Genomic DNA, 14,045 nt, shown 5'->3' with positions numbered 1-14,045 from the left:
GCAAGGAGCTCGAAGATCCATGCAACTCCCCGCCTGCCTGCGGTCCGGTCTGGCCATCGCCGCCGCCGCCCTCTCGCTCCCCGCGTGCGGAAGCGACAACGAGACGCTGTACACCGACGCGGATTACGAGCGGCGGGCAGTGCTCGACGTGAAGCGTTTCATCCAGGACAACCTCGACCAGTTCGCCGCCGCCACGGCCGCGCTCCAGGCGGCCGCGCCCGAGCCGGACGAGGACGGGTGGAGCGCGACGAGCGACAAGGAAGCCGTCGACGCCATGAAGGCCGAGTGGAAGAAGGCGCGTCAGGCCTACGAGCGCGTCGAGGGGGCCATCGCGGTCGTCTTTCAGGATCTCGACACCTCGACGGACGCCCGCTACGACGCGTTCATCGAGGTCACGGCCGACGACGACCTCTTCGACGGCGAGGGGGTGACCGGCGTGCACGCGGTCGAGCGCATCCTCTGGGCGGACGAGATCCCGCAGCCCGTCCTCGACTTCGAGTCGGCGCTCACGAACTACAGCCCCGCCGCCCCCCCGGCCACCGAGGCCGAGGCGGCCGCGTTCAAGGACGAGCTCTGCGAGCGGCTCAGGGCCGACGCGGAGAAGATGCAGACCGATTTCGAGGGCCTCGCGCTCGACGCGCCGTCCGCGTACCGCGGGGTCATCAGCTCCATCCTGGAGCAGGTCGAGAAGACGAGCAAAGCGGCGACCGGAGAGGAGGAGTCTCGCTACGCGCAGTACACCCTCGCCGACATGCGCGCGAACGTCGCGGCCGGCGCGCAGACCTACGCCGCCTTCCAGCCGTGGCTGCTCACCAAGGGGGCCGAGGGCGCGGACGTCGACAAGGCGGTGGTCGCCGGCTTCGACCGGCTGTCGAGCGCCTACGACGCGATCGAAGGCGACGCGCTGCCGCCGCTGCCCGAGGGGTGGAGCGACGTGGCGCCGACCGAGGAGCAGCTCGCGACCCCGTTCGGCGTGCTGTTCTCGCTCGTGGCGCGCGAGAGCGACGACGCGACGCCGGGCACGCTCGCGTACGACATGACGCGATCCGCGGATCTCCTCGGGATCGACGAGCTGCCCTGACGGCAATCATGCGTCCGGGAGGGCGCGTCAGGGGGGCGCGTCAGCCGGCGGCGTTCCAGCGCACGAGCACGCAGGTCACGTTGTCGGGGCCGCCGTGCAGGTTGGCGCGGTCGACGAGCGAGCGCGCCGTCGCGGCGAGGTCGTCGCCCTGCGCGAGCACCTCGGCGATCTCCGGCTCGGGGACCGGGCCGGAGAGGCCGTCCGAGCAGATGAGCAGGAGATCGCCGGCCTCCGGCCGCTCGATGCGCGTGGCGACGTCGACGGTCTTTCCCATCCCGAGCGCGCGCGTCACGACGTTGCGGGCGAGCAGCGGATCCACGTCGTCGGGCAGCTCCTCGCCGCTGCGCAGGTGCTCGTTCCAGAGCGAGTGGTCCTCGGTGAGCCGCTCGAGCCGGTGCTGGCGGTAACGGTAGACCCGGCTGTCGCCGACGTGCGCGATGCACGCCGAGGTCGCGTCGGCGTGGACGCCCGCGAACGTCGTCCCCATCCCGTAGAAGCGCGGATCGCGCTGCCCCACCTCGAAGATCTGCTCGTTGGCGCGCCAGATGGACGAGACCAGGCGGAACTCGAGGGGCGCCGCCATCTCGTCGTACCCCGTGGGCTGCGTGATCTCGCCCTCGCCGTCCTTGCAGCACGACTGCACGATGTCGACCGCCATCCGCGACGCGATCTCACCGCCGGCGGCGCCGCCGATGCCGTCGGCGACGACGAAGAGGCCGAGATCCAGATCGACGGCGAAGCTGTCCTCGTTGTGCTCGCGCTGGCGGCCAACGTGGCTGTCACCGGCGGCTTCGATACGGAGCGGGGAGTTCACGGAGCTTCCTCGTCGGTGACACGCGTGTCGACTCCGGGCAGCATCCAGCGGCCGGACGCCTTGCGCAAGTCAGGAAGGGGCTCAATTCGAGCGGAGAGCGCCGGGCCGCTCGGGCTCGCGTGGCCAGGCTACGTGCGCAGCGCGGCGGTCGCGGGCGACCGGAGCGGCGGCTCGCGGAGCGGCTCGGCAGGGGGCGGGACGCTCGCCGTGCGGACCTCGAAGCGGCCGTTCTTCCAGGTCACGAGCCCGCCCGAGAGGCGCGCGGTGCTGCCCGAGCCCGGCTCGGACCTCAGCCAGACCAGGGGGCGCGCGGCGAAGACCGGCTTGGTGCAGGCGATGTCCTCGAAGGCGGCGGACCACGAGCCGCAGTTGCCGAAGAACAGCCCGCCCTCCCAGGTGCCCTCGGGCGTGTGCGTGTGGCCGAAGACGACCGCCCTGGCGCGGTGGGCGCGGGCGACCTGGCGCGCGGCGCGGCTGACCCGCTGCCACGTCGCGTCGAGCGGGAGCTTCGGAACGAGGCGCTCGTAGACGACGAGCCCCGCCGGCGCGACGAGCGCCGCCGGCGTGAGCCAGCCCGGCACGAGCAGCAGCCACACGAGGGCGACCGCGACCGCGAGCAGCGCCAGGGCGGCCCGGTCGAGCCAGAGCTCGCGCGCGACGAGCCCCAGCCGGTCCTCGGCCGGCCGCGCGAACAGGCGGGCGTGGCGGGCGACGGCGCGGAGCGGGGCGCCTGTCTCCTGCGCGGCGGCCGCAAGGCACTCGCGCAGGCGGGCGCGCCGCTCCGGCTCGCGCCGGCGCACGAGCTCGACGACGGTGCGGAGCGCGCCGAGCGCCCAGGCCCCCGCGAGCGTGCGGCGCGAGAACATGTAGTAGCGCGCCCAGTGCGCGAGGTAGCCGAACGCGGACAGCATGAACGAGGAGTCCACGTGCGGGTTGAAGTAGCCCATCCGCGAGACGAGCAACCGGCACACGAGCGAGCCCATGGTCGGCTGGATCTCGCCCGGCTTCCGACCGAACGGGACCATCGGGTAGCGGTAGCTGCAGTAGGCGTCGTACTGGTTGCCGTGCTCCACGATGATGCCGTCCGGCGTCTTGTGGAACCAGGCGCGGAACACGACGCGAGCGCCCAGCGCTGCGCGCGAGATCGAGCCGGGGCGCGACGCGTCGGCCAGCGCGGCGAGCGCCGCCTCGACCACGCGGGCCCGGACCATGTCGCGCACCTCGGGCAACGTGAGCTGGACGTCGTGGTTGCCCGAGATGAACACGACGGTGTGTCCATCCGCGACGACGCGGCCCAGCGCCTCGATGAACACCGGATGATCCGCGAGGATCGCCGCCATCGCCGGGACCGCGTGCTCGGCGCTGCGCGGGAGGTCGTGGAAGACGCTCTTCTGGTCGATCACGCGCGGCGCGTCGAGGTCGAACACATCGCCGTTGAGCACCAGCGTGAGCTCATGTCGCCGGGCGTCGCGCGCCGTGCCTTGCTTCATCTCGTCCCGAAGCGCGTCCAGCATCGCCGCGACTTCGCTGTCGGGGGAGTACGGAGCCTGACGGTAGCGCATCCACAGACCGTCACCCGGCTCGAGCTCACAAAGATGGATATCTGAGATTGCCACCGTATGGAGCATCTCGTCAAGATGACACACGCGCCTGTTCACGGCCTGTCAGGGAATGGTCACGACCGGGTGTCGGGCGTCGCGTAGGGCGCGGAGGGCGCGTGCGGACGCGGCGGTGCTGCATCGTCCTAGGCTGCTCCTGGCCAGGCTTGCGAGGGCGTGATCCTCGGGCGCCCTCGGGTGGCCGCTGTCGGGCTGTCGGGGAGTGTGGTGTTGTGGTGTCTTGGGCGCCGTGTCGTCCGCGGTCGTCGCTCTGGCGACGACGCCTGCTCGCTACGGCTGTCCCTTGCGCTTGATGATCATGAACTGCACGCGGCGGTTCTTCTGGCGCCCTGTCTTGACGCGGTTGTCGCCGAGCGGCTGCTCGAAGCCGTAGCCCCTGGCGACGAGCTTCTCCCGCGGCACCCCGGCGGCCACGAGCCACGAGAGGACGGCCTCCGCGCGCTGCTGGGACAAGCGCAGGTTGTACCCCTCGGTCCCGCTGTCGTCCGTGTGGCCTTGCACCTCGACGAGCTCGATGTCCGGGTTCTGCTGGATGGCGTCGCGCACCTCGTACAGGATCTCGTCGGAGACGGGATCGACCGTCTGGGTGCGCGTCTTGCCGTAGACGACGAACTGCACCGGCCTCGACGTCGTGATCTCGTCGGCGCTCACGCGGACGAACTTCGGGCAGCCGTTCTTCCGTGGATCGGGATCGGAGAGCCCCCGCTCGTTCGGGCAGGCGTCCGCGGCGCCGCGGACGCCGTCGCCGTCCGGATCGTCCGGGCAGCCGTTCAGCTTCGGGTTCTTGCTCGCTGGCCCCTTGAGCTTCGGGCAGGCGTCCGAGGCGTCGGCGATGCCGTCGCCGTCCGCGTCGCCCGGGCAGCCCACCTGCTTCGGGTCGTCGCTCGGGCCGCCGCGCACGCTGGGGCAAGCGTCGATGCCGTCGTGGAAGCCGTCGTCGTCCGAGTCGTCCGGGCAGCCGTTCGCCGTGGGGTCGGCGCGGCGAGCGCCCGGGGTGGTCGGGCACGCGTCGTCGATGTCGAGCACGGTGTCGCCGTCGCGATCCGCCGGCGGGCAGCCGTCCTTCGCGCGATCGGGCGACGGATCGCCCTTGACATCAGGACAGGCGTCGATGTCGTCGTTGATGCCGTCGTCGTCCCTGTCGCCCGCGACCGCGGCGGCCTGAGCGCGCTCCGGTGCCGGCTTCGGGAGCGGCGTCCAGCCGATCATGCCGACCGCGCGGATCGGCGGCGTACCGATGGCGCTCGTGAGGCCCGGGCCGACCGCGGCGCCGAACGTGAGGCCGTCGAGGACGCGCAGCTTGGCGCCGAGGAGCAGCTCGGCGCTGACGCTCGCCTCGTCGCGCTGCACCGGCGTACTAGAGAGCAGGAGCTCGTCGCCGAGCGGCGCGCCGCCGTACGCCTCGGCGCCGAGCTGGAGGAGATCGTCGGCGATCAGGAGCCCCGCGGCGCCGCCGAACGTGAACAGCTGCGGCCGGTTGGAGCCGCCCCCGAGCTCGACGCCGCCGCTCGCGCTCCACAGGAAGCCGAGCGACGAGCCCGCCGAGCCGACGCGCCCGCCGAGGCTCGCGTGGACGGCGCCGCGGGTCTCCGCGTCGCCGGTGTACTGCGCCGGCGAGCCGGTGGGCGCGAACAGGTAGCCGCCGATCCCGAGCTGGAACGGGCCTGCGTCTTCCCCGAGCAGGCGGACGCGCGCGCCGAAGCGAAGGTCGCCGAGCTCGGGCGCCGTCAGCTCGGTGAACTCGACGCCGGGGATGCCTGGGTCGTTGCCGCCCTGCGCGACGGCGAGGGGGGCGTCGATCGAGAGCAGCAGGCGATCCCACAGCGCGAGCGAGGCGTCGAGGCGGAGGAACGTCTGCGAGGAGACGAGGTCGACGGGGTTGTCGCCGCTGGAATGGATGGGGCGGTGAGCGAAATCGAGCCCCACGTAGGCGCGCGGCGCGAGGTGGCCGGGGGCGGCCGGAGAGGGCACGCTGAAGAAGGCGTCGCCGGCGGGCGCGGGCTCGAACCGGTCGAGGGAGAAGCCGCCGGTGGATTGACCGCGCGAGGCGCCGGCGAGCGTCATGAGGACGGCTGTGGACGCGACCGCTGCGACGGAGGAAGACCTCATCGGCCGGGCACGATAGCGGGGGGGTGAGGTGGGGGGCAACATCCGCATCCCAGGGCGGGGCGCGGCGACGCCGGGCAGGATCCGGGCGGCAGCCTGCGCCGCTCTTGCTCGACCCTGCACAGCTTTGTCATCCTGGCCGCAGGACGGCCTCATGTCCCGTGGCGCGCTCCCTCACGGCGGGCGCGCCACGCACCGAGGATCGCGAACGGCCATGCGGTGGCCGAGCGTGGCGACCTCACGGACATTCGGCGAAGTTGGTGTTGCCTTGGACGCTGCGCTCGATATTCGCGGTGACGGTAGGGATATCCATCTTCCAGACGTCTTCGGTCGCGTCGCACTCTCCATTTCTGTAGCTGTCCACATACCAGTATATCGTATAGGCTTTGCCGCCGGGCACCTTCCCTGTCACGAACACGCTGAACGTGCCGTCAGGCCCGATGGCATCGGATGCGTGCAGGGTCGCCTCGGTAGCGCCGGCGGCGTAGAGATCCACATAGACCCTGTCGCCGTCTTCGTAGCCCGTGTAGCGGGCGCCGCGCAGGCTGAAATCGAAGAGCGGGTCCATGGTGCCGCCGGCGCCGCCGGTCCCCCCCCCGCCGCCGGCGCCGCCGGTCCCTCCCCCGCCGCCGGCGCCGCCGGTCCCCCCCCCGCCGCCGGCGCCGCCGGTCCCTCCCCCGCCGCCGGCGCCGCCGGTCCCTCCCCCGCCGCCGGCGCCGCCGGTCCCAGCGCTGGTTGAGCCACCCGCTCCCGTGCCCTGAGCGCCGCCGGTCCCCGTGCTGCTCGCGCTGCCCTCACCGGTGGTGGTCGCCGTCGCGCTCGTGGTCGCGTCGTTCTTGACGCCGTCGTCTCCTCCGCACCCCGCACCCGCGCCGGCGATGCCGAGCGCACCCACGGCAATCCACACCGCGATCCACCGAGATGCCTGCATAAGGGTCCTCCTTGAAGCTCTGTTATCGAATCGACGAGCTCGGACGGCTGCGGCGAAGAGAGGCCGTCGCGCTCGCGAACGTGGGTCTCGAGAGAACGTGCTCCGGCCGCGGCGGGGCGGCGTCACGCCGCCCGCCGCGCCTGCCGCCGCCCGCGCCGCCGCAGCGCCGCGGAGAGGAGGAGCAGCACGCCCCATGCCTCCCGGGGCATCGGCGCATGGCCCATACGGCAGTCGCAGCCACCCTTGAAATCCGGAGGTGTGCCGCCGCCGCTGGTCGCCGTCGCCGCCACAGCCTCGCCCCCGGTGCCGTCCATGCCGCCCGCGCCGCCCGCGCCGCCCATGCCGCCCATGCCGCCACCGCCGGTCGGATCCTGCGCTTCACATGCGTCACCCACGCCATCCCCGTCGGTGTCCACCTGGTCGGCGTTCGCGACGTCCGGGCAGTTGTCACGGTCTGTCGCCACCCCGTCCGCGTCGGCATCGCAGGCGTCGCCGATGTCGTCGCCGTTCGCGTCTTCCTGGCCGGCGTTCGCAACGAGCGGGCAGTTGTCGCAGTCGTCGCCGCGATGGTCGCGGTCGGCGTCTTCCTGGGCTGCATTCGCAACGAGCGGGCAGTTGTCGGTCGCGTTCGATATCCTGTCGCCGTCGGTGTCGTCGTCGCAGGGATCGCCGAGGCCGTCGGCGTCGAGGTCGGCCTGCGGCTCACCCAGCGCAGGCGGCGGGTTTGCGATGAAGTCGCAGTTGTCTTCCTCGTTGATCACTCCGTCGGCGTCCGGATCGGCGTCCGGGTCGCAAGCATCGCCGGCGCCATCGCCGTCGTCATCTTGCTGTCCGGCATTCGCGACGAGCGGGCAGTTGTCGTCGACGTCGAACACACCGTCGTTGTCCGAGTCGCCGTCGCACACGTCGCCCTTGCCGTCGCCGTCGGTGTCGATCTGGGGCTCGCCCGGACGCGTCGGCGGGTTCGCCGTGAGCCGGCAGTTGTCCTCGTCGTCGAGCACCCCATCGTCGTCTGAATCTGTGTCCCGGTAGTCGGGAACGCCGTCGTCGTCCGTGTCCACCGCCGGCGTATTCAGCAGGGCATCCCCTGCTTCTTCGATGTCGAACACCCCGTCATTGTCGCTGTCCGGGTCCAAGGCGTCGATGTATGCGTCCCCGTCGGCGTTGTTGTCCGGATCGGTGGGATCGCTGCGGTTCACCACCTCCTCGATGTCGGCGATGGTATCGCCGTCCGAGTCGCGGCTGGTCGGGTCGGTCCCGAGGGCCGCCTCCTCGGCGTCCGTGAGGCCGTCGTCGTCGTCGTCGTCGTCGCAGACATCCCCGTCGCCATCGTGATCCGTATCGAGCTGATTCGTGTTGACGTCGTACGGGCAATTGTCGTCGGCGTCGAGGATGCGGTCGTTGTCGTCGTCGTCGTCGCACTCGTCGCCGAGCGCGTCGTCCGGACCGTTCTTCGGGTTGTTCGCCTGTTCGGGGTTCGGGATGGTGATGCAGTTGTCAGCGGCGTCCGGCACCCCGTCGGCGTCATCGTCGTCGTCGCACGCGTCGCCCAGGGCATCGCCGCCGGGCAGCTTCTCGTCGGTGTTGATCTGGGCGCTGTTCGACACGAATGGGCAGTTGTCGGCGTCGTCGGGCACGCCGTCGGCGTCGTCGTCGTCATCGCACTCGTCGCCGAAGGCGTCGCCGCCCGGGAGCGTCCGATCCGTGTTGGCCTGGGCGTGGTTCGGCGTCGTGACGCAGTTGTCGTTCACGTCGGGCACGCCGTCGGCGTCGTCGTCGTCGTCGCACGCGTCGCCGAACCCGTCGCCGTCGACCCAGCCCTCGTCGGTGTTCGTCTGATCGGCGTTGGGCGTGAGCGGACAGTTGTCCGTGGTGTCGGGTACGCCGTCGGCGTCGTCGTCGTCGTCGCACGCGTCGCCCTGCATGTCGCCGCCGGGCAGCGTCCGGTCCGTGTTGCGCTGGCTCGTATTCGGCACGGTTGGGCAGTTGTCCGTGGCGTCGGGCACGCCGTCGGCGTCGTCGTCGTCGTCGCACACGTCGCCCAACGTATCGCCGCCCGAGAGGTCCTGATCGGTGTTCCTCTGGTTCGCATTCGGTGTGTCCGGGCAGTTGTCGCAGGAGTCGCCTATCCCGTCGACGTCGACGTCGCCCTGGTCGTTCGTGTCGCTCGGCCCGTTCGGTGTGTCCGGGCAATTGTCGCAGACATTGCCGACCCCATCGTGGTCGCCGTCGGCCTGGCCAGCGTTGGCGATGCTAGGGCAGTTGTCGCAGACGTTGCCGAGGCCGTCGCCGTCGCTGTCGATCTGGTTCGTGTTGACGACCTCCGGGCAGTTGTCACAGACGTTGCCGACCCCATCTTGGTCGCCGTCGGCCTGGTTCACGTTGATGAGAAGCGGGCAGTTGTCGCAGACGTCGCCGAATCCATCACCATCGGTGTCGAGTTGGTCCAGGCTCGGGACGTCCGGGCAGTTGTCGCACACATTTCCGAAGGCGTCGCCGTCCGCGTTCTGCTGATCGTTCGGGTGATTCGGGCAGTTGTCACAGGCGTCGCCGAACCCGTCGCGGTCACCGTCAGCCTGGTCGCTGTTGGGCGTAGAGGGGCAGTTGTCACAGGCGTCGCCGATCCCGTCGCCATCGCTATCGGCCTGGTTCTCGTTCGGGTGGTTCGGGCAGATGTCGCACACATCGCCAACCCCGTCTCCGTCCGTGTCTGTCCGGTTGTTGCTGGATGTGCGAGGGCAGTTGTCGCAGGCGTCGCCGGCGAGGTCTACGTCAGCGTTGTGCTGATCGGGGTTCGGAACGTTCGCGCAGTTGTCGCACGCGTCTCCGATGCCGTCGTTGTCCGTGTCCCGCTGATCGTTGTTGTATGCGTCGGGGCAGTTGTCGCACGCGTCTCCGTAGGCGTCGCCATCGCCGTTGCGTTGGTTGTCGTTGGGAACGTTGATGCAGTTGTCGATACCATCGGCGCGCGCGTCGTTATCGTTGTTGTCGTCGCATATGTTCCCGATCCCGTCGCCGTCGCTGTCGAGCTGATCTTCGTTGCTCGACGTGTCGCAGTTGTCGCAGACGTTCGGCACGCCATCGTGGTCGGTGTCGGCGTCCGGATCCGCGGCCATGGGCGTGGGGATCGTCGGACACTTGTCGTCGACATCCTCTATCCCATCGTTGTCGTCGTCGGGGTCTTCGTTGTCCGGGATGCCGTCGTTGTCGTCGTCATCGTCGCAGGCATCGCCCTGACCGTCGCCATCGCCGTCATACTGGCTCGGGTTGCTGACCCCAGGACAGTTGTCGAGCTCGTTCGCGACCTGATCGTTGTCCGTGTCCCACAGCGCCGCGCCCGCCGGCCGCGGCGCGAGCGCCACGAGCGCGATCAGGCCCGCGAGCAGCGGCAAGATGCCGCGTCGCGCGGCGCCGGCGTGCGCGAGGTGGCGGGACATCCAAGGCAAGGCGGGGAAGGTCATCGCGGCTCCTCCAGACAGATCGCGCCGTACGCGACAGCGCCCCCGTAAGCCTACCCAGTTTCGCCCTCCTCCTGGGGAGGTTTTCCATCGCCGCGCGCTCGACGAGCCGGCGCTCGCCCGCCGCCGCCCGCCCCCGGTCGGAGGAGCCCCCCTCGCAGCCCCGGCTGCCCCGGCAACGCGCTGCCTCCTATTCGGCTGCGGGCCACCTTCTGTTAGGATGGCCCAGATCCGCCACCTCACGTCGCGCGCGCCGCGCCGACCACGGAACGACCCCTTGCGAAACCACCGCGTGCTGCGACTCGGCTTCAGGCTGCGAACGGCTGCGCTGCTCTCTGCGTGCGCCATTCTCCCCCAGGTCCTCGGCTGCTCCGACGAGGGCGCCTCGCGGCGCTCCCCCGCGCCAGGCGCTGCGTCGCCTCAGGCGGCGTCGCCCGGAGCGCGCGCCCGCATCGCCGCGATCCGTGCGCGCTTCGCCGACGCCATCTCACCCAGCCCCGTCAAGACGGTCGCGCGGACCCCGGCCGGCGCCCTGCGCGCCGCAAAGCCGGAGGCCGACGCCGCGTCCGTCGAGCTCCCGGCGCGCGCCGCCGGTCCGGTGCGCCTCGCCGACGGCGCGTCCCGCGTGTCGATCGCCTTCTCCCTCACCGACGCCGCCGACGTGCCCGCGGCTGTGGATGGCGGCCTCGTCCTCTACGCGGGCGCGCTGCGCGAGGGGGGCGCCGCCCGCGACGTCCTGCACCGCGTCCTCCCGCACGGGACCGAGGACTTCATCGTCTTCGAACAGGAGCCAGCGCGCAAGGAGCTCCGCTACCTCGTCGATGTTACCGCCGTTTCAGGCCTCCGCCTCGTCGAGCGCACGCTCGAGTTCCTCGACGCCGGCGGCTCGCCCCGCCTGCGCGTCGCACCTCCCTACCTCGTCGACGCGACCGGCGCGCGCCTTCCAGCTTCGCTCTCCGTCGAGGGTTGCGCTGTTGACACGAGCCCTCGCGCCCCGTGGGGCCGGCCGGTCACGCCCCCGGGCGCGCCGGCGTGCACCGTGATCGTCGGATGGCAGCCCGCCGGCGTTCGTTATCCGGCGCTCCTCGACCCGCAGTGGACTGCCACGGCAAGCCAGATGATCACGCCGCGCGCCCGTCACACCGCGACCGTGATCGATCCGGCGAACCCCGCGAGCCCCGTGCTCGTCGCCGGCGGCTTCGACGCGTCTGGCGGCGCGCTGGCGACGGCGGAGCTGTACTTCCCCCTCGACCGCACGTTCGCGAGCACCGACGCGATGGACGTCGCGCGCGGCGCCCACACCGCCACGGGGGTCACGAAGCTCGCCCCGCCGACGCCGTCGGATCCTGCGCCCCCGCCGCCGGCCGTCGTCGTCGTGGGTGGCAGCAGCCAGCGTACGAGCGGCACGCCGATCGCCGCCGTCGAGGTCTACAACCCGACCACCGGCCAGTTCGTCAGGGACTCGGGGGCCTCGCTGGGCCGGTTCGACCATTCGGCCACCCTCCTCGATCCAGGCGTGGTCCTCGTTGCGGGCGGCCTCGCGGATCCGCTCAACCAGCCTACAAGCACCGCCTCCATCTACACCTTCGCTTCCTTCGGACCGAGCGGAGGCGCGCCCATCTCGAGCACGCTCGTCCCCGTCGGCGGCATGGCGACCTCGCGCCATGCCCACACGGCTGTCCGCTTGAAGGCCGGAAACGTCCTCATCGCAGGCGGCTTCGTCCTCTCGGGCGCCGCGCTCACCTCGGCCGAGATCTTCGACGAGGACACGCGCGCTTTCCAGCCGATCTCCGTCCTATCGCCGCCTGGGATGACGATGAGGTCGCAGATGAGCGCCCTCCGCGGCTTCCACACGGCGACGCTCATCGATCGCACGGAGACGCTGGGCGGTGAGGCGGCGACGTCGCTCGATTCAGGCGAGGTGCTCCTCGTCGGCGGCACCACACGGCTCTCTGGAGGCGCTTACACCAACACCATCGACATCTATCACGATGGCGTGGCCGATCCGACCAAGCGAGGCTTCGAGCTCCAGAGCACGCTGATCCCGATGAAGAGCGCGCGCGCCTACCATACGGCGAGCCTTCTGCCAACGGGAGACGTCCTCATCGCCGGCGGGTTCGACGGCACGACCTCGCTCGCGAGCGCCGAGATCTATGATCCGCTGACCAGGGCGTTCACCCTCCTCAGCCCCCCGAACGGTTCGCCCGCTCAGGAGGCTCGTCGGGAGCACGTCGCCGTCGTCGTCAACGCCGGCGCCGACCGCGCGGCAGGTCAAGCAGTGCTCGTCGCGGGTGGCATCGGGGCCACGAGCGCGCAGCCGCTCGCCAGCGCCCAGCTGCTCATCAAGGCCAACGGGGAGCCGTGCGCGCGCGATCAAGAGTGCGCGTCAGGGCACTGCTCCGATGCGGAGAAGGTCTGCTGCGACCGAGCGTGCACCGGCGTGTGCACCTCGTGCACCCAGGAGGGCAAGGCGGACGGCAGCCCGAGCGGCACCTGCGGTCCTACGAAATATGGGATCAAGCTCCCCGTCGCTTGCCTCAACGAGATCGAGGTGCACACCCAGTGCGACGGCGCGGGGAACGTGATCGCCCACGAGGCCACGAGGGACTGCAAGCCGGGCCGCTGCGGGCGTGACAACGTCTGCATCCCCTATTGCTTCAACGATTGCGAATGCTCCGAGACCGGCTGGTGCAATGCGGAGGCGGGAGATCCGGGCACCTGCGATGTGGGCAGCACCTCGTCGGCTGGCGCAGGGGGCGCCGGTGGAGGGGGAGGCGCTGCTGGTTCGGGCGGTATGGGCGCCGGTGGCGCGGGTGGTGCGGGTGGCGTAGGCGGTGCGGGTGGCGTAGGTGGTGCGGGTGGCGTAGGTGGTGCGGGTGGCGCAACTGCCGGCTCGGGCGGCGCTGCTGCTGGCTCGGGCGGCGCTGCTGCTGGCTCGGGCGGCGCTGCTGCCGGGTCGGGCGATGCTGCTGCCGGATCGGGGGGGGCCGCTGACGGATCGGGTGGCGCTGACACCGGATCGGGGGGCGCGCCCCCCGGCTCGGGCCTCTGCGTCGATCGGCTCGCCAACGGCGCAAAGTGCACCCGGGATCGGCAGTGCGACTCTGGCTACTGTGTAGACGGTTTCTGCTGTGAATCCCTTTGCGAAGGCCAGTGCCAGGCGTGCAACGTGGTGAACAACGCCGGCAAGTGCACGCCCGTCGGGACGCCTGTCGACCACGAAGCCCCGCACCCCAACGAAGGCGGCACTTTCCAGCGCGAGGCCTGCCCCGGCGAGGGGGCGTGTGCCGGTTACTGCGGCGGCGCTATCGAAGCCGAGTGCATGTTCCCAGTGGAAGGGGCGGTCGCGAGGACCTCCACGTGCTCCTGCGCGGACGAGGGTTGCGCCGTCGGCCCCGCGACGCTCACCCGCTTCTTCTGCGGTAAAGAAGGCAAAGAGCAGGATCCCGTGACCGAACGTTGCGGCGGGTTCAAGTGCGCGGACGAGACCGCCTGCAAGACCTCGTGCGCCTCCGACGCCGACTGCATCCAGGACTTCATCTGCCAGGACGGCGTCTGCGCCGACCTCAAGGAAGTCGGACCGAGCTGCGACGGCGAGCACACGCTCCGAGCCGCCGGCGCCGACACGGATTGTACCCCGTACAGCTGCCCGCCGGGCGGCAGCGCCTGCGCCTCCCCGTGCAGATCGGTTGCCGACTGCGTCGATGGCTCCGTGTGCAACCTCGCGGGCCAGTGTGTCTCGCCGATCGAACCGTTGGAAATCCCGTCCTGCTCCTGCCGCATCGTCGGGGCCTCTACCGGGAACAACACCGCACGAGTCTCGGTCCTGCTCGCCGCCGCCGCGGCGGTGGCCGGGCTTCGCCGCCGACGGCGCGGCCGGTAGGCGTTCCAGCCTGCACGCTCCCGGCTCTCCGCAGGTGCCCAGCGCGCACCGCGGAGGCCGGGCGCAGGTGCAGCGCGATGAGGCCAGGCCTCCAGTCGCACCTTGTCAGGCACACGCCGCGCTGAGCGCCGCCTCGTGACGGCATCCAGCGGA

7 protein-coding genes are annotated in these 14,045 nt (G+C 71.1%); 2 read left to right on the top strand and 5 right to left on the bottom strand.

Annotated elements, in window-relative coordinates; translation table 11 throughout:
* Positions 1–19 precede the first annotated feature (19 nt).
* On the top strand, positions 20–1,081 hold the full coding sequence (locus tag WMF28_RS17540) for an EfeM/EfeO family lipoprotein (RefSeq protein WP_437603388.1): 1,062 nt from the start codon (positions 20–22) through the stop codon (positions 1,079–1,081).
* 40 nt (positions 1,082–1,121) lie between these two features.
* Here the strand turns inward: WMF28_RS17540 and WMF28_RS17535 are convergent, their stop codons facing one another.
* From WMF28_RS17535 to WMF28_RS17515, 5 genes are all read right to left on the bottom strand, one after another.
* Entirely contained in the window at positions 1,122–1,895 is a 774-nt protein-coding gene (locus WMF28_RS17535) for a PP2C family protein-serine/threonine phosphatase (protein ID WP_437603387.1), read from the bottom strand.
* A gap of 128 nt (positions 1,896–2,023) precedes the next feature.
* Positions 2,024–3,409 carry a hypothetical protein gene (locus WMF28_RS17530; RefSeq protein ID WP_437603386.1) on the bottom strand — a complete coding sequence of 462 codons (1,386 nt, stop codon included), beginning with the start codon at positions 3,407–3,409 and terminating at the stop codon, positions 2,024–2,026.
* A gap of 375 nt (positions 3,410–3,784) precedes the next feature.
* A complete protein-coding gene (locus WMF28_RS17525; RefSeq protein WP_437603385.1) occupies positions 3,785–5,623 on the bottom strand; it encodes an OmpA family protein in 1,839 nt (612 codons plus the stop codon).
* A gap of 235 nt (positions 5,624–5,858) precedes the next feature.
* On the bottom strand, positions 5,859–6,551 hold the full coding sequence (locus tag WMF28_RS17520) for a hypothetical protein (protein ID WP_437603384.1): 693 nt from the start codon (positions 6,549–6,551) through the stop codon (positions 5,859–5,861).
* Positions 6,552–6,673: 122 nt separating this feature from the next.
* Positions 6,674–10,012 carry a thrombospondin type 3 repeat-containing protein gene (locus WMF28_RS17515; protein WP_437604274.1) on the bottom strand — a complete coding sequence of 1,113 codons (3,339 nt, stop codon included), beginning with the start codon at positions 10,010–10,012 and terminating at the stop codon, positions 6,674–6,676.
* 217 nt (positions 10,013–10,229) lie between these two features.
* Here WMF28_RS17515 and WMF28_RS17510 point away from each other — a divergent pair, with 217 nt between their 5' ends.
* The gene (locus tag WMF28_RS17510; protein WP_437603383.1) at positions 10,230–13,892 is read left to right on the top strand and encodes a kelch repeat-containing protein; all 3,663 of its coding nucleotides are present in this window, start codon (positions 10,230–10,232) and stop codon (positions 13,890–13,892) included.
* Positions 13,893–14,045: the final 153 nt, after the last annotated feature.

It is taken from the genome of Sorangium sp. So ce590, from assembly GCF_051521365.1.
Classification (GTDB): domain Bacteria; phylum Myxococcota_A; class Polyangia; order Polyangiales; family Polyangiaceae; genus Sorangium.
Note: the sequence above shows the minus strand (reverse complement) of the source record. Positions and strands in the feature narration are given on the sequence as shown.

Bases quoted from the DNA above. Each gene is read 5' to 3' on its own strand.
- WMF28_RS17540 (WP_437603388.1), top strand. From the start codon at position 20: ATGCAACTCCCCGCCTGCCTGCGGTCCGGTCTGGCCATCGCCGCCGCC.
- WMF28_RS17530 (WP_437603386.1), bottom strand. From the start codon at position 3,409: ATGCTGGACGCGCTTCGGGACGAGATGAAGCAAGGCACGGCGCGCGAC.
- WMF28_RS17525 (WP_437603385.1), bottom strand. From the start codon at position 5,623: ATGAGGTCTTCCTCCGTCGCAGCGGTCGCGTCCACAGCCGTCCTCATG.
- WMF28_RS17520 (WP_437603384.1), bottom strand. From the start codon at position 6,551: ATGCAGGCATCTCGGTGGATCGCGGTGTGGATTGCCGTGGGTGCGCTC.
- WMF28_RS17515 (WP_437604274.1), bottom strand. From the start codon at position 10,012: ATGACCTTCCCCGCCTTGCCTTGGATGTCCCGCCACCTCGCGCACGCC.
- WMF28_RS17510 (WP_437603383.1), top strand. From the start codon at position 10,230: ATGGCCCAGATCCGCCACCTCACGTCGCGCGCGCCGCGCCGACCACGG.